At 72.3% G+C, this 25383-nt stretch carries 30 protein-coding genes; 11 read left to right on the forward strand and 19 right to left on the reverse strand.

Going from position 1 to position 25383, the window contains the following annotated elements:
• Nucleotides 1-26: 26 nt before the first annotated feature.
• Nucleotides 27-1214, reverse strand: coding sequence for a MarP family serine protease (locus P5G59_RS13105; protein WP_301219433.1), 1188 nt, complete (start codon nucleotides 1212-1214; stop codon nucleotides 27-29).
• Nucleotides 1215-1322: 108 nt separating this feature from the next.
• Between P5G59_RS13105 and P5G59_RS13110 the strand changes: the two genes are divergently transcribed.
• Complete coding sequence (locus P5G59_RS13110) at nucleotides 1323-1454, forward strand: hypothetical protein (protein WP_301219434.1); 132 nt, start codon at nucleotides 1323-1325, stop codon at nucleotides 1452-1454.
• Between the two features lie 7 nt (nucleotides 1455-1461).
• Here P5G59_RS13110 and P5G59_RS13115 read toward each other — a convergent pair whose 3' ends face one another.
• The 4 genes from P5G59_RS13115 to P5G59_RS13130 all read right to left on the reverse strand — a co-directional run bounded on the left by P5G59_RS13115 (nucleotide 1462) and on the right by P5G59_RS13130 (nucleotide 3836).
• The gene (locus P5G59_RS13115) at nucleotides 1462-1605 is read right to left on the reverse strand and encodes a hypothetical protein (RefSeq protein WP_301219435.1); all 144 of its coding nucleotides are present in this window, start codon (nucleotides 1603-1605) and stop codon (nucleotides 1462-1464) included.
• Between the two features lie 119 nt (nucleotides 1606-1724).
• Nucleotides 1725-2411, reverse strand: a complete 687-nt coding sequence (locus tag P5G59_RS13120; protein WP_301219436.1) for a copper resistance CopC family protein — start codon at nucleotides 2409-2411, stop codon at nucleotides 1725-1727.
• Nucleotides 2408-3145 (reverse strand): YcnI family copper-binding membrane protein, encoded by a 738-nt coding sequence (locus tag P5G59_RS13125; protein WP_301219437.1) that lies wholly within the window; start codon nucleotides 3143-3145, stop codon nucleotides 2408-2410. Before P5G59_RS13125 ends, P5G59_RS13120 begins: the two co-directional genes overlap by 4 nt.
• A 73-nt stretch (nucleotides 3146-3218) precedes the next feature.
• Nucleotides 3219-3836, reverse strand: a complete 618-nt coding sequence (locus P5G59_RS13130; RefSeq protein WP_301219438.1) for a hypothetical protein — start codon at nucleotides 3834-3836, stop codon at nucleotides 3219-3221.
• Between the two features lie 106 nt (nucleotides 3837-3942).
• Between P5G59_RS13130 and P5G59_RS13135 the strand changes: the two genes are divergently transcribed.
• The 3 genes from P5G59_RS13135 (at nucleotide 3943) to P5G59_RS13145 (ending at nucleotide 7625) form a co-directional block, all read left to right on the forward strand.
• On the forward strand, nucleotides 3943-4602 hold the full coding sequence (locus P5G59_RS13135) for a response regulator transcription factor (protein WP_301219439.1): 660 nt from the start codon (nucleotides 3943-3945) through the stop codon (nucleotides 4600-4602).
• Between the two features lie 4 nt (nucleotides 4603-4606).
• Nucleotides 4607-6301, forward strand: a complete 1695-nt coding sequence (locus P5G59_RS13140) for a sensor histidine kinase (RefSeq protein WP_301219440.1) — start codon at nucleotides 4607-4609, stop codon at nucleotides 6299-6301.
• A 328-nt stretch (nucleotides 6302-6629) separates the two neighbouring features.
• Nucleotides 6630-7625 (forward strand): hypothetical protein, encoded by a 996-nt coding sequence (locus P5G59_RS13145; RefSeq protein WP_301219441.1) that lies wholly within the window; start codon nucleotides 6630-6632, stop codon nucleotides 7623-7625.
• A gap of 9 nt (nucleotides 7626-7634) precedes the next feature.
• Here the strand turns inward: P5G59_RS13145 and P5G59_RS13150 are convergent, their stop codons facing one another.
• The 4 genes from P5G59_RS13150 to P5G59_RS13165 are packed head-to-tail and all read right to left on the reverse strand — an operon-like array spanning nucleotide 7635 to nucleotide 10049.
• Entirely contained in the window at nucleotides 7635-8291 is a 657-nt protein-coding gene (locus P5G59_RS13150; protein WP_301219442.1) for an NUDIX domain-containing protein, read from the reverse strand.
• Between the two features lie 9 nt (nucleotides 8292-8300).
• Nucleotides 8301-9356: a YihY/virulence factor BrkB family protein gene (locus P5G59_RS13155; protein WP_301219443.1), complete on the reverse strand. Its 1056-nt coding sequence runs from the start codon at nucleotides 9354-9356 to the stop codon at nucleotides 8301-8303.
• The gene (locus tag P5G59_RS13160) at nucleotides 9346-9624 is read right to left on the reverse strand and encodes a hypothetical protein (RefSeq protein ID WP_301219444.1); all 279 of its coding nucleotides are present in this window, start codon (nucleotides 9622-9624) and stop codon (nucleotides 9346-9348) included. Before P5G59_RS13160 ends, P5G59_RS13155 begins: the two co-directional genes overlap by 11 nt.
• A complete protein-coding gene (locus tag P5G59_RS13165) occupies nucleotides 9621-10049 on the reverse strand; it encodes a phage holin family protein (RefSeq protein ID WP_301219445.1) in 429 nt (142 codons plus the stop codon). Before P5G59_RS13165 ends, P5G59_RS13160 begins: the two co-directional genes overlap by 4 nt.
• 88 nt (nucleotides 10050-10137) lie before the next feature.
• Between P5G59_RS13165 and P5G59_RS13170 the strand changes: the two genes are divergently transcribed.
• Genes P5G59_RS13170 through crcB form a run of 3 tightly spaced genes read left to right on the forward strand, consistent with a single transcriptional unit; the run spans nucleotide 10138 to nucleotide 11482 of the window.
• Nucleotides 10138-10662, forward strand: coding sequence for a universal stress protein (locus P5G59_RS13170; RefSeq protein WP_301219446.1), 525 nt, complete (start codon nucleotides 10138-10140; stop codon nucleotides 10660-10662).
• Nucleotides 10641-11108: a fluoride efflux transporter FluC gene (locus P5G59_RS13175; RefSeq protein WP_301219447.1), complete on the forward strand. Its 468-nt coding sequence runs from the start codon at nucleotides 10641-10643 to the stop codon at nucleotides 11106-11108. Before P5G59_RS13170 ends, P5G59_RS13175 begins: the two co-directional genes overlap by 22 nt.
• Nucleotides 11105-11482, forward strand: coding sequence for a fluoride efflux transporter CrcB (gene crcB / locus P5G59_RS13180; protein ID WP_301219448.1), 378 nt, complete (start codon nucleotides 11105-11107; stop codon nucleotides 11480-11482). The genes P5G59_RS13175 and crcB overlap by 4 nt, the downstream gene beginning before the upstream one ends.
• Before the next feature lie 27 nt (nucleotides 11483-11509).
• Here the strand turns inward: crcB and P5G59_RS13185 are convergent, their stop codons facing one another.
• Complete coding sequence (locus P5G59_RS13185) at nucleotides 11510-11872, reverse strand: nuclear transport factor 2 family protein (protein WP_301219449.1); 363 nt, start codon at nucleotides 11870-11872, stop codon at nucleotides 11510-11512.
• 47 nt (nucleotides 11873-11919) lie between these two features.
• On the opposite strand from P5G59_RS13185, the gene P5G59_RS13190 reads away from it, so the two are divergent.
• A complete protein-coding gene (locus P5G59_RS13190) occupies nucleotides 11920-12420 on the forward strand; it encodes a hypothetical protein (protein WP_301219450.1) in 501 nt (166 codons plus the stop codon).
• 3 nt (nucleotides 12421-12423) lie between these two features.
• Here the strand turns inward: P5G59_RS13190 and P5G59_RS13195 are convergent, their stop codons facing one another.
• Nucleotides 12424-12876, reverse strand: a complete 453-nt coding sequence (locus P5G59_RS13195; protein WP_301219451.1) for a MarR family winged helix-turn-helix transcriptional regulator — start codon at nucleotides 12874-12876, stop codon at nucleotides 12424-12426.
• A gap of 114 nt (nucleotides 12877-12990) precedes the next feature.
• Between P5G59_RS13195 and P5G59_RS13200 the strand changes: the two genes are divergently transcribed.
• The 3 genes from P5G59_RS13200 to P5G59_RS13210 all read left to right on the forward strand — a co-directional run bounded on the left by P5G59_RS13200 (nucleotide 12991) and on the right by P5G59_RS13210 (nucleotide 17057).
• Nucleotides 12991-14196, forward strand: a complete 1206-nt coding sequence (locus P5G59_RS13200; RefSeq protein WP_301219452.1) for an MFS transporter — start codon at nucleotides 12991-12993, stop codon at nucleotides 14194-14196.
• A gap of 48 nt (nucleotides 14197-14244) precedes the next feature.
• Nucleotides 14245-15177 carry a hypothetical protein gene (locus P5G59_RS13205; protein WP_301219453.1) on the forward strand — a complete coding sequence of 311 codons (933 nt, stop codon included), beginning with the start codon at nucleotides 14245-14247 and terminating at the stop codon, nucleotides 15175-15177.
• Nucleotides 15178-15266: 89 nt separating this feature from the next.
• Nucleotides 15267-17057: a beta strand repeat-containing protein gene (locus tag P5G59_RS13210; RefSeq protein WP_301219454.1), complete on the forward strand. Its 1791-nt coding sequence runs from the start codon at nucleotides 15267-15269 to the stop codon at nucleotides 17055-17057.
• Between the two features lie 87 nt (nucleotides 17058-17144).
• On the opposite strand, the gene P5G59_RS13215 is transcribed toward P5G59_RS13210, so the two are convergent.
• The 8 genes from P5G59_RS13215 to ptsP all read right to left on the reverse strand — a co-directional run bounded on the left by P5G59_RS13215 (nucleotide 17145) and on the right by ptsP (nucleotide 25380).
• Complete coding sequence (locus tag P5G59_RS13215; protein WP_301219455.1) at nucleotides 17145-17453, reverse strand: ParB family protein; 309 nt, start codon at nucleotides 17451-17453, stop codon at nucleotides 17145-17147.
• A 152-nt stretch (nucleotides 17454-17605) separates the two neighbouring features.
• Entirely contained in the window at nucleotides 17606-18646 is a 1041-nt protein-coding gene (locus P5G59_RS13220) for an NAD(P)/FAD-dependent oxidoreductase (protein WP_301219456.1), read from the reverse strand.
• Complete coding sequence (locus P5G59_RS13225; RefSeq protein ID WP_301219457.1) at nucleotides 18643-19170, reverse strand: isoprenylcysteine carboxyl methyltransferase family protein; 528 nt, start codon at nucleotides 19168-19170, stop codon at nucleotides 18643-18645. Before P5G59_RS13225 ends, P5G59_RS13220 begins: the two co-directional genes overlap by 4 nt.
• 25 nt (nucleotides 19171-19195) lie before the next feature.
• Entirely contained in the window at nucleotides 19196-20356 is a 1161-nt protein-coding gene (locus P5G59_RS13230; RefSeq protein ID WP_301219458.1) for a type III polyketide synthase, read from the reverse strand.
• Nucleotides 20357-20442: 86 nt separating this feature from the next.
• The gene (locus P5G59_RS13235) at nucleotides 20443-21612 is read right to left on the reverse strand and encodes a mannitol-1-phosphate 5-dehydrogenase (RefSeq protein ID WP_301219459.1); all 1170 of its coding nucleotides are present in this window, start codon (nucleotides 21610-21612) and stop codon (nucleotides 20443-20445) included.
• Nucleotides 21609-22049 (reverse strand): PTS mannitol transporter subunit IIA, encoded by a 441-nt coding sequence (locus tag P5G59_RS13240; protein ID WP_301219460.1) that lies wholly within the window; start codon nucleotides 22047-22049, stop codon nucleotides 21609-21611. The genes P5G59_RS13235 and P5G59_RS13240 overlap by 4 nt, the downstream gene beginning before the upstream one ends.
• Nucleotides 22046-23674, reverse strand: coding sequence for a PTS mannitol transporter subunit IIBC (locus P5G59_RS13245; protein WP_301219461.1), 1629 nt, complete (start codon nucleotides 23672-23674; stop codon nucleotides 22046-22048). The genes P5G59_RS13240 and P5G59_RS13245 overlap by 4 nt, the downstream gene beginning before the upstream one ends.
• Nucleotides 23671-25380 (reverse strand): phosphoenolpyruvate--protein phosphotransferase, encoded by a 1710-nt coding sequence (ptsP, locus tag P5G59_RS13250; protein WP_301219462.1) that lies wholly within the window; start codon nucleotides 25378-25380, stop codon nucleotides 23671-23673. The genes P5G59_RS13245 and ptsP overlap by 4 nt, the downstream gene beginning before the upstream one ends.
• Nucleotides 25381-25383: the final 3 nt, after the last annotated feature.

The following is a 25383-nucleotide window of genomic DNA, read 5'->3' on the forward strand; positions in this document are numbered from 1 at the left end:
GGTTCCAGCGGCGGTGGCTTCACCCGTCACCCCGCCGTACAAGCCCCCGAGCTGATCGGCGCCGACCCCACCGATGACAGCACCGGGCGCAGCTCGGCGAGGGTCAGGGCGTAGCCGGTCTCGGGGTCGGTGGCGCTGCGGGCGAAGACCACGCCGGCGACGTCGCCCTCCGCGTCGAGCAGCGGGCCGCCGGAGTTGCCGGGGCGCACGATGCCGCGCAGCGAGTAGATGTCGCGGTCGACGGAGCCGCTCTGGTAGATGTCGGTGCCGCGGGCGGTGATGCGGTCGCGGACGCGCTGCGGCGAGATGGTGAACGGGCCGTCGCCCGGGTAGCCGGCCGCCCAGGCGGCGGCGCCGGCGGTGAGGTCGGGCCCGATGTCGAGGGCGGGAGCGTTCAGGTCGGTGACGTCGAGCACGGCCAGGTCGCGTGAAGGATCGAAGGCGACCAGGGTCGCGCGCTCCACCGAGGTGCTGCCGGACTCCCGGACGACGACGGAGGATGCACCGGCGACCACGTGCGCGTTGGTGACGACGCGGCCGCGCTGCACGACCCATCCACTGCCCTCGGAGTCGACGCCGCAGGCGGGCTTGGTCGCGAGCACGGTCACGACGGACTCCTGCGCCTTGGCGACGGCAGCGGGCACCGAGCCGTCCGGGGCGGGGACGGACTTGATCGTCTCGCCGCCCTCGAAGACCTTCGGGAGGCCGGCGCCGGCGAGGGCGTCGTCCACCGCCCCGAGCACGGTCGACGGCGGCAGGGGCGCGATGGTGTTGAGGGTGGCGACGACGCGCGAGGAGCTCGCCGCCTGCACGACGGTGGCGAGGCTGGTGGCCATCGCGAAGCCCGCCAGGAGCCAGACGACGACGGCCCAGGTGAGCAGCCCGAGCACCGAGCCGATCAGGGAGTCGACCCAGCGGATCGGCCCGTGCCGGAGCAGCTTGCCGAGGATGCCGGCGAGCGCTCCTGCGATCGCGTAGACGACCCCGGCGCAGATCACGATGACGACGCCGGCGACGACGGACCGCTGCAGGGCGGCCCCGAAGCCGCTCGCGGCGAACCATCCGACCACGACGGGGGCGAGGGTGAGACCAAGCCACAGGCCGAGTCCCAGGCCGATCAGGGTGCCGGCCGAGCGGATGGCGCCCTTGCTCCAGCCCGCCGCGACCGCGAGGACGGCGAGCACCACGAGCACGACGTCCACAACGGTCTCCACGCTGCCACCCTGCCCCAGAAGACTGGATGCGGGCTCAACCTCCGCTACACGTCGGCCTACCGGCTCTCATGGGCGGGGGCTATCGTGCGCGGCGACGAAGGAGGCACCATGTCGGACCCCAGGGCCAATGGAGACGATGAGCGCGCAGACCTGGACGAGGGCGAGCGCCAGTACACGAGCGCCGACCTGACCGCGCACGACCCGGACGAGGGCCAGATCGACGAGTCCCCGCAGGAGTGACCCGCGGCTAGGCGCCGTCGCGCTCCTCGTCGGAGTCGTCGATGTCGTCCGGCACCGGTTGGGGTGCGGGGACGATATCGGGATCCATCTGATCCTCCGGCACGATGTCCGGGAAATCCGCGGTCTGCTGGTCGGTGCTCTGTCTGGCCATGCGCGAACGCTACGCCGGCGTCCGAGGCGGGGAAAGCCCCTGCGTCCGACGACTGCGGCGGCCCGTCGCATCCGCCCCTGCTCGCGCAGGCGCAGACGTGACGGGCCGCTGCAGTCGGGTCAGTCGTCCTGGTCGGGTGTGCCGGCCGCCGGCGGCTTGCGCCGCGCCGTCAGCAGCACGATGACGACACCGATGACGGCGAGCACCACGATGGCGATCGCGATGCCGATGACGAGGCCCAGGTCGGTGCCGTTCGACGCGGCCGTCGGCTGCGGAGTGGAGGCCGCGGCGCCCGGCGGGGTGCTCGCGGAGGAGCCGGGCGTGGCGGTCGGAACGGGCGCCTCGGAGGTCACCGATCCCTTCGCGCCGCACGGGCTCGTCGCCGATCCCTTCGCCGCGGTCGCGCCCGCCGGGGGCTGGTAGGCGAACGCGTACGACGACGACACGGTGTGCCCGTCGGCCGACACGATCTGGTAGGTCACGGTGTAGTCGCCCGCGCCGCCGAGGGCGACCGGCGCGCTCACCTTGGTGTCGGCGACCGTCGCGCATCCCGTCTCGAAGTGCGTCGTCCCCCAGCCGGGACCGGTGACCGTGAGCAGGTTGGTCGAGCCGGTGCCGGACAGGTCGAGCACGCGGTCGTTGAACGTCAGGGTCACCGTGTCGAGCGCCGTGGTGACCGTGGCGTTCGCCGCCGGGTCGCTGCCCACCAGGTAGTCGTGGGCGTCCGCGGCGGCCGCGGGCAGCAGTGCGAGAGCGGCGGCCGCGGCGATGCCTGCGACGCCGGCGAGCAGCCCTGTCGTCCTCATCCCTGCACCTTACGCTCGCCCTGCCGGCCCACCCGGGTGAGGGCGAACACCGCGATCACCAGGGCGATCGCGCCGAGTGCGAGCCCCCCGACCCCGACCGCGATCGAGACGACCGTCGCGGTCGTGCCCGCCCCGGCGGCCTCCGGCTTCGGCGCCGCGGTGGCCACGAGCTGGGTGGCGCCGTCCTCGGCGGGCGCCGAGTCCTCGATGTAGAGGGTGGGCGCCGGGTGCTCCGGCTCCTTGCCGGAGGCGGGGGTCGGCTGGTCCCAATCCACCACGGTTCCGTCGGAGTAGTACTGGTGCGTCGGGAGCATCACCGAGCCGGTCTTCGGCACCGCGCCCGCGGAGACGGTGAACTGCTGGAACTGCCCTGGCGCGATCTGCACGCCGCTGTCCGCGGTCCAGGTGACCCGGATCGGCGCCTCGGTGATGGTGCCGTCGTCGGTCTTCACCGGCTCGGCGAGCTTCTCGGTGTCGACCGTGGTCGTCCATCCGGGGAGCGGGAGGTAGCTCACCGAGGTGAACGGTGTCTTCGTCGGCAGGTCGACGACGAGCTTCACCGTTCCGGCGGTCGCCGACTCGGTCGGCACTTTGAACGTGAGGTTGGTGTAGCTGCCCGGGTCCGCGTGGTCGGGGTCGACGTGGACGTGGGCACTGGCGGCCAGGGGCGCGCCGAGCAGGAGCATAGCGGTGGATGCCGCCGCGACGGACGCGGCGAACGTGGACTTCTTCATGTGTCTTCCCTTGCAGGTCGGAATGTCGATGAGCGCGTGCGCGCGCGACGACGTCCCGGAGCGCCGGGAGCCGTCAGAGCGCGCGGGCGGTCAGCGGCGGTCCGCGATGCCGCAGCCGTGCAAGCGGGAGCCCGAGGTCGCGAAGGCGCGCGGGCTCCGCCGTGGCGGGGACGGGCGCGGCCGCGACCACGGGGACGGGCACGACGACCAGCCGGTCGGCGGCGCGCACCACGTGCACCCGCGCGGTCCGGAACAGCCCCCAGAAGGCCTGCTCGCCGAAACGGAGGGCGACGACGGTGACGAGCACGGCGGTGGCGTGCGTCGCCCACATCGACGGGCTGAGCTCCGTGCCGTGCGCCGCGGGCATGCCGCCGAGCGTCATCGTCAGGTGGGAGCCGGCGTGGAGGTGCGACATCCCGCCCTCCGCGCTGAACCGCGCGGTGGCGTCGCCCAGGCTGAAGAGGGCGTGGAAGAGGAACTGGCTGACGGCGACGGCGAGCGTCAGCCGCCAGAGCGAGAGCCGGCGGGCGGTGAGGGCGACGGAGGCGAGGGTGGCGAAGGCCATGCTCAGCGCGAGCGGCACGAGTCCAGGAGCCGCCCCTCCGCCGGCGACGTGGAACAGCGCGGCCACGAGGATGGCGGTGCCCGAGGCGAGGGTTCCGCGTGTGAGGCGTGCCCACCTCGATCCCATGCGCATCCCTCTCACGTCGGCCGTGTCCGCGACCAGTCTACGGAAACCCCAACGGGGGGTGGCCGATCCGTCCGATCCGGGCGACACGCCGCGTTATCCTGTGGCCATGGCGGTGGGCGTGTGGCAGCGGAGGGTTCTGGTGGTCGAGGACCACGCCCTGATGCGCTCGCTCGTCGCCGACGCGTTCCGGCAGCGTGACTTCGAGGTCGCTTCCGCGGGGTCCGCTCAGGATGCGCTGGAGCAGGCCCGCACGTTCGACCCCGACCTGCTCGTGACCGACATCGACCTCCGTCAGCGGCCGAACGGCGTCGAGCTCGCGACCATCCTGCGGCAGGGGTCCCCGCATGTCGCCGTGCTCTTCCTCAGCAACCTGTCGCGCGAGGCGGCGGCGGCGCAGGCGCGCAGCACGGTCGAGGGCGCGTCGTTCGTGAACAAGGGCGCCATCGAGTCAGTCGACGAGCTGGTGGATGCTGCGGAGGCCGTCCTGGCCGACCGTCCCGTCGCCCACGAGCGCACGGGGTCCGACGCGGAGGCGAAGCTGCTCCGCCTCACCACTGCTCAGCTCGAGACGACCCGGATGCTCGCGGCCGGTCTCTCGAACGCCGAGATCGCCCGTCGCCGGGGCGTCTCGGTCCGCGCGGTCGAGAAGACCGTCGAGCGGGTCTTCGCCGCGCTCGGCCTGTCGGGCGGCGACCGCACGACGCCGCGCGTGGCCGTCGCGACGCTGTACACGACGACGTTCGGCGACCCCGCCACGGGGCTCTGACCCGATGGTCCTCCCGAATCTGCGGCGCTCCCTCGCCCGCATCTACGGCCCCTCCGCCGTCACCTGGTGGAGCTGGCTGATCACGCTGCCGTTCGCGCTGACGGTCATGTCGGGCCAGCAGTACGTCACCGGTGGGCCAGCGGCCGTGTTCGCCGTCGCCGGGCTCCAGCACGCCATCCTCGGCGTGGTGCTGCTGGTGGGCGTCGCCGTCCTGCGCGTGGTCCGCGGTCGCGGACGTGCCGTCGCCGTCCTCCTCATCTACGTGGTCGTCGGAGCCGTACGGCCCCTGCTGTTCCTCGAGGCCGGCGGCCTGCTCGGCATCCCCGTCGAGCCGGGCGATCTGGTGGGGCGTATCGCCATCAACATCGTCAGCCTCGTCGTCGTGCTCGCCCTGATCGCCGTCGGGGTGGACCTCGTCCGGGAGCATCGCGGGGTGTACCGCCGGCTGCGTGCGGCGCAGCGCGCGTCCGAGCGGGACGCGGCCCGCGCGGGCGAACGCCTGCAGGCACTCCGCTCCACCGCGGTCGACGGCGTCGTCGCAGCGCTGGAGGAGGCGGCACACGAGGCCGCTGCCCACCCGATGCAGGCGCCGGAGGCCGCGCGACTGCTGCGCGCCGTCGCCCAGGACGTGGTGCGCCCCGCGAGCCATCGCGTCTTCGCGGACGGCGCCCCGGAGCCCGCGCAGGAACCCGAGCCGCTCGGCCCGCGCGAATGGTCGGCGTCCGTGATCGGCGGGATGCGCGCGGCGCCCCCGATCGCCACGGCCCTGACGTTCTCGCTGCTCGTCGTGCCCTACGGCATCACGCTCTCCGGCCTCGGGAGTCTCCTGGCCGTCGCGGCCGGTCTGCTCGTGCTCATCGCGGCCAACGCGGCGGCGGCGCGTCTGCCCCTGCCGCGCCGGGCGGCGGCGCGGCTCACCGCCCTGATGCTCGTCTACGTGGCCGCCGGCATCCTGCTGTCGGTCGTGGACACGCTCGTGCTGCGGCTGCTCGGGATAGAGCCGGAGTCGGTCTGGTTCCAGGCGGGCATGTACCCGGTCATCGCGCTCGGGGTCGCGTTCGTGGCCTCCCTGACGGTCCGGCTGCGCCGCGACCAGGCAGAGCTCGAGCACGCGGTCCAGGTGAGCGTCTCGACGGCCGCCCGCATCCGCGCGGACTACGAGCGGGAACGCGGCGCGCTCGCCCGGCTGCTTCACGCCGGCGTGCAGTCCGAGCTGATCGCCGGCGCCCTCGCACTGACAGCCGCGCCTTCGGCCGACCCGGCGAAGACGGCGGAGCGGATCGCGGAGGTCGTCGACCGCGCCCGCACGGCGCTGCGCGGCGCTGCGGGGGAGCCGGAACCGGCCGAACAGGTGCAGGCGCTGCTCGACAGCTGGTCGTCGGCGATCGGTCTCGACGTCCGGGTCGGGAAGGGCGCCTGGGACAGGCTGGCCGATCCGCTCCGCGCGACGGCGGTGGCCGACACCATCTCGGAGGGCCTGGCCAACGCCGTGCGGCACGGCAACGGCGCGCCGGTCCTCCTCGAGCTCCGCCCCGGGGAGCCCGAGGGCGTACGGGTCGTGATCGTCTCCGGCGGCAGCCTCGGCGGTCGCGCGATCGGCGACCGCTCAGGCATCGGTCTGCGGCAGCTCTCAGAACGCGGGACGGTCGCCCTTCGCGAACGCTCCGGGCGTGTCGAACTGGCCGTCGCCATCCCCTGAACGGCGGCTGCGAGCGTGGTCGTAACAGCCGTACCGCGAGCCATCCCGCACCGCCCCGATGCCTAGATTCGACAGTGATGGAGCGAGACTCCGTCGCCGGTCCCGGATGGGGGCTCCTGCGCGACCCGAATGCGCGGGATGGGCCCCCGACCGGGATCTATTCGTCTGCATTGATGGAACATCCAGGCGAAATCGGGTAGAAATGTTCGGTACGCTTCAGCGCCCGTCCCGGTGCGTGTCCCCCCGACCGTCTCGCCCAGGAAGTACCAACAGCTTGCCCCAGTCCACTCCCTCAGTGCGGCCTCGCCGCACACTCAGGGCACCCGTCGTGGTGGATGTGGACCAGCAGCCGGAACTCTCCGACGACCCGGTCACGGCGTTCACCACCGCCGAGGAGCTGACCGCGACGCAGACCTTCACCAGCCGCCGCGAGCGGCGTGAGGCCGAGGAGCGCTCCCGCAAGCGCGAGCGCATCGTGGTCAAGCCGACCCGGGCGGAGCGCACGAAGGAGCCGCGCGCCGAGCGTGCACCGCGTCAGTCGCGTCCTGCGCGTTCCCCGCGTCCCGAGAGGATCCGCCACCACGAGCGTCGCCGCTGGGGGGTCCACACCGTCGTCATGCTCGCGCTCGCCGCCTTCTTCGGCACGGCCGCCCTTCCCGCCTACGCGACGACCGCCGAGGGATCGACCGTCGGTTCGGCGCGCACGGCCCTCGCGGTGCAGACGCTCACCGGCGGCGGTGTGACGCAGGTCGTCGCCCGTGACGGCCTCTCCATCCAGGAGAGCCCGGAGTCGCTCGACTCGACGATGAACACGACCGTCTCGCCGACGGTCCAGGCCCTCGCGGTGCAGATCATGGGCGCGGTCGCCGCCGGCCGGCTGGTCGGCTCGACGCCGAACCATATCCCGGAGATCGCCAATCTGGCCGAGGGCAAGGCCGACCCGGGCTGCGGCGTCGACTACCGCGTGCTGCAGGCCATCTCCGTCGCGCTCGACAACTTCAACCAGGTCGGCGTCAGCGACATCAACCGCCGCTGCACCGGCCAGATCGAGGGCGCCGGAACCGACTCGGCCCACTACGCCGACGGCGGCGGACACGCGGTCGACTTCTACCTGCTCAACGGCTCGCCCCTCACCGGCGGCGACGCGAAGTCGGTGCAGCTCATCAAGATCCTCGACCCGCTGGTCCCGAACGGCACCGGCCTCGGCCAGGTCGGCTGCCGCGCCTCGATGAGCCTCGACAACTTCAAGCCGTTCGACGACACGTGCAACCACCTGCACATCGACTTCCTGAAGTCGGCCGGCCCCACGCTCCGCTACGGCTGATCGGCCGGTTCAGCCGAAGAGGTTGAGCGCCGCCCACTGGATCAGCACGACCGTCTTGCCGTCGGCGATCCGGCCGTCGGCCACCATCCCGAGCGCCTTGTCGTAGGGCACGACCACGGCCTCGATCTCCTCGCCCTCCTCCGCCAGCCCGCCGCCGCCCTCGATGTCGGCCGAGACGTACGGCGCCGCGTAGAAGTGGACGCGCTCGGTCACCGACCCCGGGCTCATGTACAGGTCGAACAGGTGCGTCAGCTGACCGATGCGCACGCCGAGCTCCTCGGCGGCCTCGCGGCGGATCGCCTCCTCGGGCGAGTCACCGTCGAGGAGCCCGGCCGCCGACTCGACCAGCATGCCGTCCGGGTGGCCGTTGACGTACGCCGGGAAGCGGAACTGCCGTGAGAGAAGGAGCGTGCGCGCCACCGGATCGTAGAGCAGCACCGTCGCGCCGTTGCCGCGGTCGTAGGTCTCACGGGTCTGCGTCGACCACTGACCGTCGCGGCCTCGGTAGTCGAGCGTGGTGCGGCGCAGCACGTGCCAGCCGTCGGAAGTGACCTCCACGTCGCGCACCCGGACGTCCGGGTTGCCGATCAGGTCGAGGCCGGTGCGGTGCAGGCCGATGCGGCCGCGACCGTCGGGGATGTCGTGTCCGGGCCGCTCGTCGCTCACGCTCCGAGCCTAGCGACCCACCTTGTCCCGATAGCGCCGCCGGATCTCACGGGCGGCGAGGATGTCGCCCGCGTGCGCCTCCTGCTGCTTCAGCAGCGCCTTGTCCGACTTGAGCGGCAGCCGCAGCACGTCGTCCGCCTCGATGCCGGCCACCAGCTCCCGCGCCCGCTCCACCTCCGAGTCGAGCTCGGCGCCGAACAGGAGCGCGTTGTTCGCGATCCAGATCCACAGCAAGAAGACGATGATCCCGGCCAGGGCCCCGTAGGTCTTGTCGTAGTTCCCGAAGTTGCCGACGTAGAAGGCGAACAGGGCCGACGCGATGCCGAGGATCACGATCGCGGCGATCGAGCCGGGGGTCAGCCAGCGGAACCGCGGGTGCTTGATGTTGGGCGTCGCGGCGTAGAGCACGGCGACGAGCAGCACGATCACGACGACGACGACCGGCCAGCGGAGGATGTCCCACGCCGTCTGGAATGCGTCGCTCAGACCGATCATGCTGCCGAGGAACTGCGCGACCGGACCGGAGATCACTAGCAGCAGGGCCAGCAGCGACACCAGCACCAGAGCCAGCAGGGTCACTCCCAGCTGCACCGGGCGCAGGGTGATGAAGCCGCGGCCCTCCCTGACCCCGTAGACGCGGTTGAGCGAGCGCCCGAACGCGCCGACGTAGCCCGACGCCGACCAGACGGCGCCGACGATTCCGATCGCCAGTGCCCAGCCGGTGGTGGGGGAGGAGGCGAGGTTCTGGATCGGGCCCTTGAGCACGTCCGTCATGCCCGGCGCCAGGTCGTTCACCATCCCGAACAGTGCGTCGATGCCCGCCTTGCTCTGGCCGACGATCCCCAGGATGCTGACCAGTGCGAGCAGCGCGGGGAACAGCGACAGCACCGCGAAGTACGTCAGCCCGGCCGCCAGGTCGGTGCACTGGTCGGTCGAGTAGCTGCGCATGGTGCGCTTCAGGATGAAACCCCACGGCAACCGGTACCAGGGCTCGCTCCTGCGGTCCTCGATCCGCCGGACCGCCGCTGCCCGATCGCTGCCGACGCCGCCCTGGTCAGCCGGCACGCCCGCGCCTCCGCACGAGCAGCGTCGCGATCCCGGCGGCGCCGCCCACCACCGCGAGGAACAGCCCGGCGAAGAAGGCGGGATGCGACCGGATCTGCACGCGCAGGTTGAAGGTCGCGAACAGGTCGTCGAGGGTGCTCGCGAGCTCGTCGCGCGTCACCTCGAGGTCGAGCTTGAGGGTGTTGATCCCGGCGCCCTTCGGCACCGGCGGCCGTCCGGCCGGCCGCTGGCCCTGCCTGCTGACCGTGGGGGTCGTCTCCGTGGTCACGGCTGCTCTCCCTTCAGCGCCTTCGCGTCGGCGCTCAACTCGCTGCCCAGGTCGTCCGGCACGGGCGGCAGCCCCTGCTTGAGGCTGCGCCAGCCGATGAGCCCGGCGACGACCGCAATCAGGATGAGGATGCCCGCCACGATGAGCGCGGACAGCCAGGCCGGCAGGATCAGCGCGAAGCCGAGAACGGCGGCGGTCACCAGCACGCCGAATGCGAAGAAGAGGAACAGCAGGGCGCCCACCAGAAGGCCCGCGCCGATCCCGGCCGCCTTCGCCTTCGCGGCCATCTCGGCCTTGAAGAGGGCCAGCTCCGTGGCCACCAGGCGGCGCAGCTGCGCGACGAGGTCCTTGGTCAGTTCGGGCAGGGGACGCAGCCCGCGGGTGGTGCGGCGGCGCTCCCGCGGCAGCGGTGGCTTGTCGGCCATCGGTTCGGGCTCCCTTCAGACGCTGTAGGCCCGAACGTACCCCACGGCACCGCACGAGTGAACCCGGGCGATGGTGCACACTAGGGGCATGAACGGCAACGAGCTCGCCGGCCGGGGAGGAATCCTCGCGGCCGTGGTCCCGGGGCAGCCGGTCGCGGTGCTGGAGGCGGCAGCTCGTCTCGCCGACGACCTCGACGTACCGCTGGTGTGCGCGAACGTCGACCCGGACCGCTACATGGTGTCGAGCTACGTGGATGGCACGGTGGTCGCGCTGCCGTACGACCCCGACCTCCCGGAGACCGAGGAGGAGCGCTTCGACCCCGACCTGGAGGCGCACATCCGCGGCGTGCTCGACGGTCGCGGCATCCCGTACTCGCTGCAGCAGCTGGCGGGCGACCCGGCCTGGTCGCTGGCCCGGCTGGCGGACGACCTGGACGCGCGCTACATCGTCGTCGGGACGCGCGAGGCCGGCCTGCGCGGCAGCGTCCGCGAGTTCTTCAACGGCTCGGTCGCCGTGCACCTGGCCCACCGCCAGCACCGGCCGGTCATCGTGGTGCCGCTGAACCCCATCCCGGGCGCGCAGCGGTTCCCGTGGGAAGACCCGCAGGGCTAGTGCGGGAGGGTCGTGGTCCGGCGCCGCTGCACCTGCGCTGGCGTTCCATCCTGCTCGTGTTCGCGGGCGGGTCGATCGGCGCCGCCACCCGGTACCTGCTGACACTGTCGGTTCCGCCGGTCGGCGGCGTCCCCCTCGTCACCTTCCTGATCAACGTGACCGGCGCGTTCGTGCTCGGCTGGCTGCTGCAGACGTTCGCGCTGCGCGGACCGGACGAGGGCGGCCGCCGCGACCTCCGGCTGTTCGTCGGGACGGGCATCCTCGGCGGGTACACGACCTACAGCTCGCTGGCGGTCGACACGGACGGGCTGATCGCGGCGCAGAGCGTCGGCCTCAGCATCCTCTACGCCGTCGCCACGATCGTCGTCGGCGCGGCCGCGTCGGTCGCCGGCATCGCGCTGGCCTCGGCCATCGCGCGCCGGCAGGCCGGGAGGGGGAAGCCGTGACCGTGCTCCTCGTGATCGCCGTCGGCCTGGCCGGCGGGGTGGGCGCCGTCGCCCGGCTGGTGCTCGACGGCCTGCTGCGCGCGCGGGTCCGGGTCTCCTTCCCGCTCGGGACCACCGTGATCAACGTGACCGGCTCGTTCCTCCTCGGGCTCGTCACCGGGCTCGCGCTCGTGCACGGCCTGCCGCCGGAGTGGCGCGCCGTGCTCGGGACGGGGTTCCTCGGCGGGTACACCACCTTCAGCACGGCCAGTTACGAGACGGTCCGGCTGGCGCAGCAGCGGCGATACCGCGCCGCGCTGATGAACGGCGTCGGGATGCTCGCGCTCGCGCTCGCCGCGGCCGGGCTCGGCCTGTGGCTGGGGCAACTGGCCTGAACGGCTGGCCGCCGGGCCGGTGGCCGGTCAGTCCTGGTCGGGCTCCTGCTCCATCCACCACTCGGTGAACTCCTCCGCGCGCCCGTCGTCGGCCAGGCGGATCACCCAGAGGTTGCTGTAGATCGGGCCGTCGCGGTAGTCGGTCACGCCCTCGACGAACCACACCGGTCCGTCCTGACCGAGGAGCCGCCACTCGAAGGTGGCGGCGCCCGGGTCGTCCTGGGCGTCCAGCCAGCCCTCGACGATCTCCTCGTGGCCGTCCCACGGCTCGGCGAACGGCTCGGTGCGGTAGCTGGCGTCCTCGGTGAACAGGGCCCGGATGTCGTCGGGCTCGTTGCTCTCCCACGCGCGCCGGTAGAGGTCGATCCAGTTGGTGATCGCGTCCGCCATGCCCCCGTTATACGCCCTGCCCGTCGGCCGCCGCTACGCTGGGCCGCATGGAGGAGCCCTTCGCGTCGTGGTCGGAGTTCAACGTCGCCGTTGCGGGGGCCGGTGCCGCGCTCGGCGGCCTGCTGATCGTCGCGCTGTCCGTCAACATCCAGAAGATCGCCGAGTCGCGCGGGCTCGCCGCACGCGCCGGCGCCTCGATCGCGTCCCTCATCCTCGGGGTGGCGCTGTGCTGCGCCGCGCTGATCCCCGGGCAGGTCACCTGGGGGTACGGCATCCAGGTGCTCGTCGGCACGGCGCTGTGCGCCATCGTCGTGGTCCGCTCGGCCGTCACCGTGCACCGGGATGCCGTGAGCACGGGCTACCGCCGCTACTCGGCCGAGCGCATAGCCATGTTCGCCGTGCCGCCCGCGCTCTACGCGGTGGCCGGGGTCATGCTCGTGGGGCTCTCGGGATCGGCGGGGCTGGTCATCGTGGCCGTCGGCACCATCCTCGCGATCGTCACGACCGTGCTGTTCTCCTGGGTCGCGCTCGTCGAGGTGCTGCGCTGACGGTCAGGCCGGCTGGGCGGTCAGCTCGGGCAGGGCGTCGACCAGGGGAGCGAGCTCCGGCACCGCGCGGGCGCCGTCGAGCGCGCGGCTGAGCGCGGCGTCGTGCACCGGCCTCGCCGCGTCGAGCAGCCGGTGGCCGGAGGCCGTGAGCTCGGTGTAGATGCCGCGACGGTCGTCCGCGCAGAGCACCCGGGTGAGCAGGTCACGGTCTTCGAGCCGGTTCACCAGGCGGGTGGTGGCGCTCGGGCTGAGGGCGCTCGCGCGGGCGAGCTGCTGCATCCGCATGTGCCAGCCGTCCTGGCGGGCGAGCGCGTCGAGCACGGTGTACTCCACGACCGACAGCTGGACCTCGCGGCTGAGGTCGCGCTCCAGCTCGGCCTCGATGTAGCCGTGCAGTGCCGCCAGCGTGCGCCAGCCGTGCGCGCGCACCTCGACGGCGTCGTCGGCGATGCCCATGTGCGTCCCTCTTCCGTGGCTCGGGTTGCGCCAAGTAGTTGCACGTGCAAGTATTTATGGCGCGTCTGCAACTAACAGGGTAGCGCATTCACCCGGAAACCAAGGAGAACGTCCATGCCAGCAGGTCTCATAGCCCTCGCGCTCGGAGGGTTCGGCATCGGCCTGACCGAGTTCGTCATCGCCGGGCTGCTGCCCGAGGTGGCCGCCGACTTCCATGTCGACGAAGCGGCGGCGGGCTGGCTCATCTCCGGCTACGCGCTCGCGGTGGTGGTCGGCGCCCTCGGGCTGACGGCCGCGGCGACCCGCCTCCCGCGCAAGGCCGCGCTGCTGGGCCTCATGGTGCTGTTCATCGCGGGCAACCTCCTCTCCGCCATCGCGCCCGACTACGGCGTCATGCTCGCCGGCCGCGTGCTCGCCGCCCTCTGCCACGGCGCATTCTTCGGCATCGGCTCGGTGGTCGCCGCGAGCCTGGTCGCGCCGGAGCGGCAGGCCAGGGCCATCGCCATCATGTTCACCGGGCTCACCGCCGCCAACGTGCTCGGCGTGCCGTTCGGGACGCTGCTCGGCCAGGCGCTCGGGTGGCGCTCCACCTTCTGGGCGATCACGGTCATCGGCGTCGTGGCCCTGGTCGGGGTCGCCGTGCTGGTGCCGCGCACGGCGGGCGAGCGGTCCTCCGCCGGGCTGCGCGGCGAGCTCTCGGCGTTCCGCTCCGGCCAGGTGTGGCTCTCGCTGGTGGCGACGGTGCTCGGCTTCGGCGGGATGTTCGGCGCCTTCACGTACATCGCCTACACGCTGACCGGCGTCTCGGGCTTCCCGTCGGCCGCGGTGCCGTGGCTGCTCATCCTGTTCGGCCTCGGCCTGTTCGTCGGCAACTGGGTGGGCGGCCGCCTCGCGGACCGCTCCATCGACGGGACCCTGCTCTGGCTGCTCTCGGCGCTCGCCGTGGTGCTCGTGGCCTTTGCGCTCGTCGCCGGCATGCCCGTCGGAGCGGTGATCGCCCTCGTGCTGATGGGGGCGTTCGGCTTCGCCACGGTGCCCGCCCTGCAGCTGCGTGTGCTCTCGTACGCGTCGCACGCGCCGACCCTCGCCTCCGGTGCGAACATCGCCGCCTTCAACCTCGGGAACGCGCTCGGGGCATGGATCGGCGGGCTCACCATCGCCGCCGGTCTCGGCTACCGCTCCCCGCTCTGGGTGGGCGCCGCGATGACCGTCGGCGCCGTCGTCGTCGTGGCCGTCGCCGCCCTTGCCGCCGGTCGCCGGAGCCGACACATGCCGAACGACCGGTCAAGAAATTCTGACGAAACTCTTCCAGTCCAGTAGAACGAGGAGTACCTTCACTCTCGTCTCGAACGGTCAGGGGGTGATCGTATGTCGGATGTGCCCGAAGAGTCGCGCACCCGCATCCTCACCCCGGCGCGCGTACTGATCGGCTCTCTGATCGCCGGCGCCGGACTGACCGTCCTCGGCTTCCTCGCGGGTGGATCGTCGGCTTCGGCCGAAGAGCAGGCTCCGCCTCCGGGTGTCGTCAGCAGCCTCGTGTCGAACGTGACAGGCGAGGCAGGCAAGGCTGTCGGCTCCGTCACCTCCGCTGTCGCCCCCGCGCTTCCCGCGCCCGTCCAGCAGGTCGTCTCCGCCGTCGTGACTCCCGTGACCGACACCGTCGACCAGGTGGTCGACCAGTCGCCGGTCGCGAGCGTGGTCGAACCGGTCGCGTCGACCGTCGACGAGGTGGTCGCGCAGGTCCCGGTGGTGCGGGATGTTCTCCCGGCCGCGCCGGTGACCGCGGTCACGCAGCCCGTGACAGGCGCCGTGGACCAGGTCGTGTCGGACGCAGCGGGCTTCGTCGACTCGGCCGTCGCTCCGCTCGTCGACCAGCCGCAGCCGCCTTCCGCCCCCGGAACCTCCGCCTCGGACGGACCCGGGTCGCCGGCCGTTGCGGACGCCGCGCCGGCCGCGCTCGTCGGCAGCTCTTCGACCGCTGCGGACACGCGTCTTCTCGCGTCCTGGCCCGGTGCTCTCGGCTCGTTCGGCGTTCCCGGGTCGTCCGGGAATGGCCAGGCCCTGCCCGGCGACGACGGCCCAGGGGGTGTCCCCGGCGGCGTTCCCGGCGGGAGTCTGCCCGCCGGCGGTGCGTCCGGCTCGTCGGGAGGCGCCGGTCCTGGCGCCCCTGTGCCCGGAGCCGGAGCGGCTCCCGATGGCTTCCTCCTGCCCGCATCCGTGCGGAGCGGGCTGAGCGGCGCGCCCGCGGACGACACCGTCCCCGCGAGCCCCGTCGCCGACCACGACATCAGCCCCGACTGAGTGGGATCGCAGCTGCCCGGTTGGCAGCACGCGATCGATTCCCGCGCACCTTTCGTGCCCGGGTCCACACTCATTCGAAAGGCTGATCCATGAACAAGTACGTCTCCAGAGGGCTGTGGTTCACCCTCTGCGTCGGCGGCCTGTGGCTCGCCGGGACGGCCGCGGCGAACGCGGCAGAGGCCCCGGCCAGCGGCACCGCCAGCGGCGACCAGGCGGTCGTCAGTGTCTCCGTCCCCGTCTCGCTCTCGGGCAACGGGATCTCGCTCGTCGGCGACTCGACGAGCTCCGGCTCCACCACCAGCACCCCGGCCGCTCCGGCGCCGTCGGCGTCCGTCTCGCCCGACTCGCTCGGCGGCGTGCTCACCGGCTACCGGGCCGTGGTCGACGCCAGCGTGCCGGTGACCGTCGCGGGCAATGCGATCAGCGTCGCGGGAGACGCCTCCAGCGCCGACTCGTCGTCGACCGCTGCGCCCGCCGCCGACTCGGGTGCGACCGCGACCTCGGGCGGTGCCGACGGCACGGCCTCCGGTCTCCAGGCGCCTGTCTCGGTGGACGTCCCGGTGACCGCGGGTGGAAACTCCATCTCGGTGCTGGGCGACGCCACGTCGTCCGACGCGGCCGCCACCTCCGGTTCCGGCGGCGGCTCGACCGCGACGTCGTCCGGCTCGGACGGCGGCCTGCTGTCCGGCGTCCAGGCGCCGATCGGTGCGGCGGTTCCCGTGACGGCCGGCGGCAACGCCGTGTCGGTGCTCGGGGACGCGTCCACCTCCGGTTCGGATGTTGCGGCTCCGGCCGCGGGCGACACGACCGCGACGTCGGGCTCCGGCTCCGGCGACGGTCTGCTCTCCGGCGTCCAGGCGCCGGTGAACGCCGATGTCCCGGTGACCGCGGGCGGAAACGCCGTTTCGGTGCTCGGGGATGCCACCACCTCCAACGCGGCCGCAACGGCTCCGGCCGGTGGCGACACGACGGCGACCTCCTCGGGCTCCGGTTCGAACGGCGGAGTGCTGTCCGATGTGGCCGCACCGATCGATGCGGCGGTTCCCGTGACGGCCGGCGGCAACGCCGTGTCGGTGCTCGGGGATGCGTCTACCTCCGGTTCGGATGTTGCGGCTCCGGCCGCGGGTGACACCACGGCGACGTCGGGCTCCGGCTCGGACGGCGGCCTGCTGTCCGGTGTTGCCGCACCGATCGGTGCGGCTGTGCCGGTGACCGCGGGCGGCAACGCAGTGTCGGTGCTCGGGGATGCCACCACCTCCGACTCGTCGGCGACGGCTCCGGCCGCGGGTGACACGACGGCGACGTCGGGCTCCGGCTCGGACGGTGGCCTGCTCTCCGGTGTTCAGGCGCCGATCGGTGCGGCGGTTCCCGTGACGGCCGGCGGCAACGCCGTGTCGGTGATCGGTGACGCCACGTCGAGCGGCTCCTCCACCTCGGCTCCCGCGACCGGCGGCTCGACCGCGGGCGACGGCACCGGCGGCACCGGCGGCGGCCTGCTCGACGGGATCGGCCTCCCGGTCGACGTCGGTGTCCCGGTGACGGTCGGCGGCAACGCCATCAGCGTCCTGGGTGACGCGACCACCACGGGCTCGACCACGACCCCGACCACGCCGACGACGCCGACCACTCCGACGACGCCCACCACGCCGACCACTCCGACCACCCCGTCCACGCCCTCCGACCCCGGCACCACCGCGGTCGCCGGGCTGGGTGCGGTCTCCATGGTCGCCGCTGGCGCCGGCTCGACGTCCGGCATGCTGGCGTCGACTGGTTCGGACGAGCTCGGACTGGGTGCCCTCGGCGCCCTGCTCGCGCTCCTCGGGGTGATGCTCGCCTTCGTCGCGGCCAACCGCGGACGGCGCCACCACCACCTGCGCTGATCGCGGGTGCTGACTTCCCGGCACGTCGGAGCTCCCCAGCCGCCGACGTGCCGGGAACTCGCCATGTCCGGACGCAGGCGGAGGACCCTAGAACCCGATCGGCCGCCCGGGCGTCAGCGGCTCCTCGTTGCCGACGAAGGCCCGGCCGTCGTTGTACTCGGCCTCCCGGCGCTGCACCTCGGCGAGGAGCGCTTTGTTGAGCATCTCCGACCAGCTGCTGTCGCGCTCGTCGAAGGAGGTCTGCCGGTAGGCGGCTCGTGCCCGGTTCCGCATAGCCTCGGTGAGGTAGAAGGTGACCGTGGTCCTCTTCTTCACCGGGCGCTGCGGGCGCAGTGGGCTCGAAACGTTCGCCGGGGCCGGCTGGCCATCGGTCGGGGTCGGGACGGGTCCTTCCATGTCGCGCCTTTCCGAAAGTGAAATCTGGTGTTGGGACACATACTAAGCGTTCCACCCTCTCCAGGACCATAATCCACAGGTGCTAAGCATGCTTTAAATGCCTGAGTATGCATGCATTTTGGACGCAGCGGGCGCCCGCGGCCGGGACGGGCTCAGTGCGAGAGCCGCTCCACGATCGACCCGAACAGCTCGGGCCGCCTGGCCGCCGTCGGGACGATCCGGGGCCGGAAGCGCGACCGCGCGGCCACGACGAGAGCCGAGGTCAGCAGCCGGAAGTCCCGGGTCGTCGTCCGCCACGCGCGCTCGTACTGCTCGGTGCTGCCCGCCGAGACCGCCGCGATCGCCGACCGGGCCTGAGCGAACCCGACCCGCATCCCCTCGCCGGTGAGCGCGTCCACATACCCGGAGGCGTCGCCCGCGAGGAGCACCCGCCCTGAGGAGCGCGACCTCGCCCGCTGGAGCAGCGGACCGGCCCCGCGCGGATCGGTGACGGACGCGATGCCGTCGAGGCGGCCGGCGAGCTCCGGGATGCCGGCGATCACCTCGTCCACATCGAGCGGACGTGCGCCGAGCACCGCGACGCCGACGGTGTGCTCGTCGACCGGCGTCACGTACGCCTCGGCTCCGGGCGCCCAGTGCACCTCGACCAGCGAGGTCCACGGCTCGATCCCGAAGTGCTTGCGCAGCCCGAAGCGGCGGCGCGCGCCCGGCTGGGCGCGGCCCTCCAGCCCGAGCATCCTCCGCACGGGGGAGTGCAGCCCGTCCGCGGCGATCACCCACGGCGTGCGGAGCGTCTCGCCGGTGCTGAGGGTGAGCTCGACCGAGTCGGCGCTCTGGCGAAGGCCGGCGACCTTCGCGTGGATGCTGTCGGCGCCGAGCTCGGCCGCCCGCTCCGCGAGGGCCTGGTGCAGCACGGTCCGCCGAACTCCGCGCCCGGGACGGTCGGCGAAGCGGTGCTCGACCCGGGATCCGGCGTCGATGTACGCGATGCCGTCCAGCCGGCGGCCCGGCGGGTCGACGCCGATGCGATGAAGCGCGGCGAGGGCGCCGGGCATGAGCCCCTCTCCGCACGCCTTGTCGATGGGACCGACGCGCGGCTCGACGAGCACGACGTCCAGACCGTCCACGCGCGCCTCGATCGCGCACGCCAGACCCACGGGGCCGCCGCCCACGACGACGACCTGGGGGTTCATGCGCCGGCTTCGGCCGGGAGCACGGTCGCGAGGGCGCGGTTCTCGCACCGGATGCGCACGGCCAGAAGCCATGCGTTGAGCACCGTGAAGGCCAGGGCGGTGATCCAGCCGGTGTACACCAGCGGGAGGGCGAAGCCCTCGACGACCACGGCGACGTAGTTGGGGTGCTTGAACCAGCGATAGGGGCCGGCGGCGACGAGCGGCAGGTCGCGCACGATGATGACCCGCGTGTTCCAGCGCGGGCCGAGCGTGGCGATGCACCACCAGCGCAGCGCCTGGCTCGCGAGGACCAGCACCAGCATCGGCCAGCCGAGCCACGGCAGGAACGGGCGGTCCAGGAGCCAGACCTCGGCGAGGCAGGCGAGCAGCAGCCCGGTGTGCAGTGCCACCATCGGCGGGAAGTGCCCCCGGCCGAACTCGACCCCGCCGCGCGCGAACGACCACTTGGCGTTCCGGGTGGAGACGATCAGTTCGGCGATGCGCTCCGCGCCGGTGGCGAGCACGAGGACCGTGTACCAGATCACGCGTCGGCCCCGTCCTCGAATCGGCTCACAGCGTCGGCTCGATCATCGCGGCGGCCGGCAGGGTGGCTGGGACGGCCTGGGCCTCCGCGGCGGGCGAGGTGGTCCGCTCGGCGGCACGGGTCCCGTCGGCCCAGCGCAGCAGCACGATCTCGCTCGTCACCCCCGGCCCGAGCGCGAACAGCAGGCCGATCGTGTCGGGCGGGTGCCCGTCCAGCTGCTCCGCCAGCACGTGGAGCACGGCGGCGGACGAGAGGTTGCCGACGTTCGCCAGCGACCGCCAGCTCGCGTCGAGGGCGCCCTCCGGCAGGTCGAGCGCCTGCGAGAACGCCTCCAGCACCTTCGGGCCGCCGGGATGCGCCGCCCAGGCGCCCACGTCGTCCACGTCGAGTCCGTGCGCGGCGAGGATGCCGCGGGCGTCGTCGGCGAAGTTCCTGTCGATCACGTCCGGCACGCCGGCGCTCAGCACGATGCGGAAGCCGGTGCCGCCGATGTCCCAGCCGATCACGTCCGCCGTGTCGGGGTAGATGTGGCTGCGCGTGTCGACCACTTCCGGCCCGGGCAGCCCCAGGGCCTCCGCCCGCGCGTCGCCCACCATGACCACCGCTGCGGCGCCGTCGCCGAAGAGGCCGCTCGCGACGATGTTCGCCATCGAGTCGTCCCTCGCCTGCACCGTCAGCGAGCAGAGTTCCACCGAGAGCAGCACGGCTACCTCGTCCGGGTGCCCGGCCAGGTAGTCGTTGACGCGCGCGATTCCGGCCGCCCCCGCCACACAGCCGAGCCCGAAGCTCGGGAGGCGCTTCACGTCGGGACGGAGTCCCAGCCGGGAGACCAGCTGCGCGTCGATCGACGGGGTGGCGATCCCGGTCACAGAGGTGAACAGCAGGAAGTCGACGTCGGCGGGTTGGAGGCCCGCGGACGCGAGCGCAGCCGTCACGGCGCGCTCGGCGAGCGAGGTGCCCTCCGCGATGAAGTAGTCGTTCGACTCCTGGAACGATGCGAGAGAGCTGTACCGTTCGAGCGGCATCACCAGGCTGCGGGTCTGCACCCCGGATGAGGCGTGGATGCGGCGCATCACCTGCTGGCGCGCGGGGTCGGACGTGATCATCGCGAGCAGCGCAGCGGTGATCTCCCCTTGGCTGTAGCTCCGGGCGGGGAGCACCGGCGCCACCGACACGATTCGGCTCACATGCGAAACGTACCACCGGGTTCCGCCACCGCTGCCAGGGGTCGGCGGATACCCAGTGTGGGCGGCCGTCAGGTTCGACGAGAGTCCTAGGCGGACGCCCCGCGCTCCCGCTGCGCCTCGGCCACGACCCGGGTCAGCGGCTCGTGCAACGCCTCGCCGGCCGCCACTCCCATGACCTCCTCGACGATCGCGGACGCATCCGCCTCGTCGAGCAGCCGCAGCAGCTCGACGCTCTGGGTGTCCTCCGGCACGTCGAACCGCAGCGCGGCGCCGACGGCGTCGACAAGGGCCACCGGGACACCGCCCACGAACTCCGCGTAGTCCGACGCCGGCCCGATGAAACGGTCGTTGCGCCCGAGCTTGCGGAGGGGCTCCCGGCCGACGCGGGTGACCTCGTCGACCAGGTACGGGTTGGCGAACCGGCCGAGGATCTTGGCGCGGTAGGCGGCCAGCTCCTCCTCCGGAAGGCCGTGCTTGGCGCTCAGCGCGGCGGACGTCTCCCGCAGCGCGGCCTCTGCGGCCTCGCGCACCTCCGGGATGCCGATCGCCTCGCTGATCGTCGTCGCACCGCGCAGGAAGCCCGTGTAGGCGACGGTCGCATGGCCGGTGTTCACCGTGAACAGCTTGCGCTCGATGTACGGGCCGAGCGAGTCGACGAAGTGGGCGCCCGGGATGGCGGGCTCGCTGCCGCCGAACGGCGACCGGTCGACGACCCACTCGTAGAAGGTCTCGACGGTCACGTCGATGCCGGCGTCCGGTGCCTGTGCGGGCACGATCCGGTCGACGGCCGTGTTGGCGAAGACCGCCTTCGCGGCCAGCGCCTCGCGGGTCTCGTCGTCGGGGAGCCCGTCCATCAGCTCCGCGGCGAGCAGGTCGGAGGCGCCGATCGCGTTCTCGCAGGCCATGACCGCGAGCCGCGGAGCGTCGTCCGGCCGTGCGGCGAGACCGCGCGCGATGACCGGGGCGACGAAGCGCAGGATGCGCGGGCCGACGGCCGTGGTCACCACGTCCGCCGAGGCGATCTCGGCGACCAGCGCCTCCTCGTCCGTCGCGCTGTTGATCGCGCGGAACCCGGTGACGGTCTTCGTCTCCGACTCCTCGCCGACAAGGTGCACGTCGTACGAGTCGGCGGCGGCCAGTGCATCGATCAGCTCGGCGTTGACGTCGGCGAACACGACCTCGTACCCGGCTTCGTGGAGCAGGAGCCCCACGAAGCCGCGGCCGATGTTGCCTGCGCCGAAATGGACGGCCTTCACTCGTTCACATCTCCAAGCAGCGCGTAGAGCGCATCGGCGTCGGGGGCGTCGAGCAGCTTCTGCACGTCGTCCTCCTCCGAGAAGAGGATGGCGATCTTGGACAGGATCTCGAGGTGCTCGTTGTTCTGCCCGGCGATGCCCACGACGAACCGCACCTCCTCGCCGCCCCAATCGAGCGGCGAGGAGTAGCGGATGAAGGACAGCGCCGACCGCTTGATCTCGTCCTTGGACTCGTTGGTGCCGTGCGGGATGGCGAGGCCGTTCCCCATGAAGGTGGAGACGGTGTTCTCACGGTCCTGCATCGAGTCGACGTAGCCCGGCTCGACGGCGCCCGCTGCGACGAGCAGCGCACCCGCCTCCCGGATCGCGTCCTCCCGTGTGGTCGCGGAGCCCGCGGCCACGACGTTCGCCCGGTCGAGAATCGTGGTGTCGGTCATTTGCTTGCGTCCTCCGTTGCCTTCTGCTGGCTGGCGACGAGGTCGACGACCTCGTCGTACTTGGGGCTGTTCATGAAGTTGTCGACCGACACGTGCAGCGAGTTCGGCGACTGGCCCTTCGCGCGGTCGGTCAGTTCGCGCTGCGTGATGACCAGGTCGGCCGTGCCGTCGAGGTTGCTGATCGCCTGGTTGGTGACCGTGACCCCTTCGACGCCCGCCTTCTTGATCTTGTTGCGCAGCACGGACGCGCCCATCGCGCTCGAACCCATTCCAGCGTCGCACGCGAAGACGATGTTCTGAACCAGGCGCTTGGTCGCGTCGCCCTGGGCGTCGCCGGTGTCGTGCTCGCCCTCCTGGACGAGGCCCTCGAGGACGGAGGACGACTTGCCCTTGTTCGCCTCGGTGGCGGCGACGGCGGCCGACAGGTCGCCGGCATTGCCCGCCGCGAGGTCGCGCTTGCGGCTGGCCCGCAGGATGATCGACGCGACGATGAAGGAGACGGCGGCGGCCAGCACGACGGAGAGCGTCACGCCCACGAAGCTGTCGGCAGGGGTCTGCAGCAGCACCGCGATGATCGAGCCGGGGGAGGCCGGCGCACGCAGGCCGGAGTTGAAGGTGACGTTGGTGGCGATGCCGGTCATGCCGCCGAGGATCGCGGCGATGATGATGGTCGGCTTCATCAGCACGTACGGGAAGTAGATCTCGTGGATGCCGCCGACGAACTGGATCAGGGCGGCACCCGGCGCGCTCGCGCGGGCGATGCCGAGACCGAAGATCGAGTAGGCGATCAGGATGCCGAAGCCGGGACCGGGGTTGGCCTCCAGCAGGAACAGGATCGACTTGCCGGTCTGCTGCGCCTGCTCGACGCCGAGCGGGGTGAGCACGCCGTGGTTGATGGCGTTGTTGAGGAACAGCACCTTGCCGGGCTCGATCAGGATGCTGGCGAACGGGAGCAGGTGCATGGACACCAGCCAGTTCACCGCGTTGCCGAGCACCGAGCTCAGCCACTCGACGAGCGGCGCGATGCCGAAGAAGGCGCCGATCGAGAGCAGCATGCCGACGATGCCGGCCGAGAAGTTGTTGACCAGCATCTCGAAGCCGGCCTTGATCTTGCCGTCCCAGATCTGGTCGACCTTCTTCATGATCCAGGCGCTCAGCGGGCCGAGGATCATGGCTCCGATGAACATCGGGATGGTAGACCCGACGATGACGCCCATGGTCGCGATGCTGCCGACCACGCCGCCGCGGACGCCGTAGACCATGCGGCCGCCGGTGTTCGCGATGAGCAGCGGGAGCAGGTACGTGATCATCGGGCCGACGAGGCCGACGTACTGCGAGAAGGTGTGGCCGCTCGGGTCCTGGGCGAGCACGGTCGCCGCGCCCTGCCAGCCGATCTTGGCCTGGTCGCCGAAGCCGCCGAGGATCGGGCTGATGGCCCATCCGGTGTTCTGCAGCCAGCCGGTCGCGATAAACAGGGCGGTGATGAACCCCCACGCGATGAACGCGGGGATGTTCGGCATCACCATGTTGGAGAGGAAGGTGCCGAAGCGCTGCACGTGGACGCGTGCGCTGTTCGGCTTCTTCGGGGTGGACGCGTTCGGCGTCGTCGCTGTCGCCGTCGTCATTGGGGTGCCTCGTTTCTGTTGTCGGGGGCTGGTGAGGTGAACCGGTCGGCGGCCGCACGGACCGCCTCACGGGCTTCGGCCGCGCCATCGGCGGCCAGGGCGGTCTCGGCCAGCGAGCGGGCCTGGCCGAGGGTGTAGCGCTTGAGGGAGAGCCTCACGTCGGCGAGGGCCGCCGGCGACATCGAGAGGGTGGTGGCGCCGAGTCCGGCGAGCACGACCGCGAGCAGCGGGTCTGCCGCCGCCTCGCCGCAGATGCCCACGGGCTTGCCCTGCGCCGCGCCCGCCGCACCGACCTCGCCGATGAGGCGGAGGACGGCGGGGTGCCACGGGCTCTGGAAGCCGGCGACCGAACCCAGCAGGCGGTCGGCCGCGAGCGTGTACTGGGTGAGGTCGTTCGTGCCGATGGAGGCGAAGTCGGCCACCCGGAGGACGCGGTCGGCGAGCAGCGCGGCCGACGGGACCTCGACCATCACGCCGACGGTCTTGAGCCCGTACTCGCGCCCGAGCTCGGTGAAGTAGCGCGTCTCCTCGACCGTGGACACCATCGGCGCCATGACCCACAGGTCGGCGTCGGTCTGCGCGTCCGCCTCGGCGAGGGCCGTGAGCTGCTCGCGGAGGATGTCCTCGTTCGCCCGGAGGGAGCGCAGGCCGCGGAGGCCGAGCGCCGGGTTGTCCTCGTGGGCGTCGTTGAGGAACTCGAGCGGCTTGTCCGCGCCGGCGTCGAGCACGCGCACGACGACCTTCCTGCCGCCGCCGAACGCGCTGAGCAGCTTGGTGTACTGCTCGCGCTGCTGCTCGACGGTGGGCGCCATCCGCTGGTCGAGGAAGAGGAACTCGGTGCGGAACAGGCCGACGCCCTCCGCTCCCGCGGCCACGGCGGCCTCGGCGCCCTCGGCCGAGCCGAGGTTGGCCAGCAGCGGGATCGCGGTGCCGTCGGCGAGGGCTCCCGGCTCGACGCCGCCCGCGAGCGCGGCCGCGCGCTCCTCGATGCGGCGGAGCGCGTCCGCACGCTCGTCGTCGGTCGGTGCGACGGTGACCGTGCCGGCCCCGGCGTCCACGATGACCTCGTCGCCGTCGGCGAGCCGGTCGGCGCCTGCCGCGCCGACGACCGCGACGATGGACTTCTCGCGGGCGAGGATCGCCGTGTGCGAGGTCGGTCCGCCCTCCTTGGTCACGAGACCCAGCACCTTGGTCAGGTCGAGCAGGGCCGTGTCGGCGGGGGCGAGGTCGTGCGCGACCAGCACGTACGGGCTGTCGGAGTGGGGGACGCCTGGCGCCGGCTTGCCCTGCAGGGCCGCGACGACCCGCTGCGAGACGTCGTCGAGGTCGCCCGCGCGCTCGCCCATGTAGCCGCCGAGGTCCTTGAGCATGTCGCGGAACACCGCGAAGCCCTCGAACACGGCGCGCTCGGCCGTCTTGCCGCCGTCGATCCGCGAGGCGACGTCGTCGGCGAGGGTGGAGTCCTCCGCCATCATCGACTGAGCCTCGAGCACGTCTGCGGCGGTGCCCTCGACGGTGGAGGCGCGCTCGCGCAGGTCGGCGGCCACGGCCGCGACGGCCTGCTGCACGCGGGTCTTCTCCTCGTCGGGGGTACGGTTGCTGCGCTCGTCGGCCGGCTCGGGAAGCGGGGCCGACATCCGCAGGACAGGCCCGACGGCGATGCCCTGGCCGATGCCGGCGCCGGTGAGGATGCTCGTGTCCGTCATGAT

The organism is Leifsonia virtsii, from assembly GCF_030433675.1.
GTDB lineage: Bacteria > Actinomycetota > Actinomycetes > Actinomycetales > Microbacteriaceae > Leifsonia > Leifsonia virtsii.

Excerpts from the sequence above, each read along its gene's own strand:
- P5G59_RS13110 (WP_301219434.1), top strand. The coding sequence starts at position 1,323 with ATGTCGGACCCCAGGGCCAATGGAGACGATGAGCGCGCAGACCTGGAC.
- P5G59_RS13115 (WP_301219435.1), bottom strand. The coding sequence starts at position 1,605 with ATGGCCAGACAGAGCACCGACCAGCAGACCGCGGATTTCCCGGACATC.
- P5G59_RS13120 (WP_301219436.1), bottom strand. The coding sequence starts at position 2,411 with ATGAGGACGACAGGGCTGCTCGCCGGCGTCGCAGGCATCGCCGCGGCC.
- P5G59_RS13125 (WP_301219437.1), bottom strand. The coding sequence starts at position 3,145 with ATGAAGAAGTCCACGTTCGCCGCGTCCGTCGCGGCGGCATCCACCGCT.
- P5G59_RS13130 (WP_301219438.1), bottom strand. The coding sequence starts at position 3,836 with ATGGGATCGAGGTGGGCACGCCTCACACGCGGAACCCTCGCCTCGGGC.
- P5G59_RS13135 (WP_301219439.1), top strand. The coding sequence starts at position 3,943 with ATGGCGGTGGGCGTGTGGCAGCGGAGGGTTCTGGTGGTCGAGGACCAC.
- P5G59_RS13140 (WP_301219440.1), top strand. The coding sequence starts at position 4,607 with ATGGTCCTCCCGAATCTGCGGCGCTCCCTCGCCCGCATCTACGGCCCC.
- P5G59_RS13165 (WP_301219445.1), bottom strand. The coding sequence starts at position 10,049 with ATGGCCGACAAGCCACCGCTGCCGCGGGAGCGCCGCCGCACCACCCGC.
- P5G59_RS13170 (WP_301219446.1), top strand. The coding sequence starts at position 10,138 with ATGAACGGCAACGAGCTCGCCGGCCGGGGAGGAATCCTCGCGGCCGTG.
- P5G59_RS13185 (WP_301219449.1), bottom strand. The coding sequence starts at position 11,872 with ATGGCGGACGCGATCACCAACTGGATCGACCTCTACCGGCGCGCGTGG.
- P5G59_RS13190 (WP_301219450.1), top strand. The coding sequence starts at position 11,920 with ATGGAGGAGCCCTTCGCGTCGTGGTCGGAGTTCAACGTCGCCGTTGCG.
- P5G59_RS13195 (WP_301219451.1), bottom strand. The coding sequence starts at position 12,876 with ATGGGCATCGCCGACGACGCCGTCGAGGTGCGCGCGCACGGCTGGCGC.
- P5G59_RS13200 (WP_301219452.1), top strand. The coding sequence starts at position 12,991 with ATGCCAGCAGGTCTCATAGCCCTCGCGCTCGGAGGGTTCGGCATCGGC.
- P5G59_RS13205 (WP_301219453.1), top strand. The coding sequence starts at position 14,245 with ATGTCGGATGTGCCCGAAGAGTCGCGCACCCGCATCCTCACCCCGGCG.
- P5G59_RS13210 (WP_301219454.1), top strand. The coding sequence starts at position 15,267 with ATGAACAAGTACGTCTCCAGAGGGCTGTGGTTCACCCTCTGCGTCGGC.
- P5G59_RS13215 (WP_301219455.1), bottom strand. The coding sequence starts at position 17,453 with ATGGAAGGACCCGTCCCGACCCCGACCGATGGCCAGCCGGCCCCGGCG.
- P5G59_RS13220 (WP_301219456.1), bottom strand. The coding sequence starts at position 18,646 with ATGAACCCCCAGGTCGTCGTCGTGGGCGGCGGCCCCGTGGGTCTGGCG.
- P5G59_RS13240 (WP_301219460.1), bottom strand. The coding sequence starts at position 22,049 with ATGACCGACACCACGATTCTCGACCGGGCGAACGTCGTGGCCGCGGGC.
- P5G59_RS13245 (WP_301219461.1), bottom strand. The coding sequence starts at position 23,674 with ATGACGACGGCGACAGCGACGACGCCGAACGCGTCCACCCCGAAGAAG.
- ptsP (WP_301219462.1), bottom strand. The coding sequence starts at position 25,380 with ATGACGGACACGAGCATCCTCACCGGCGCCGGCATCGGCCAGGGCATC.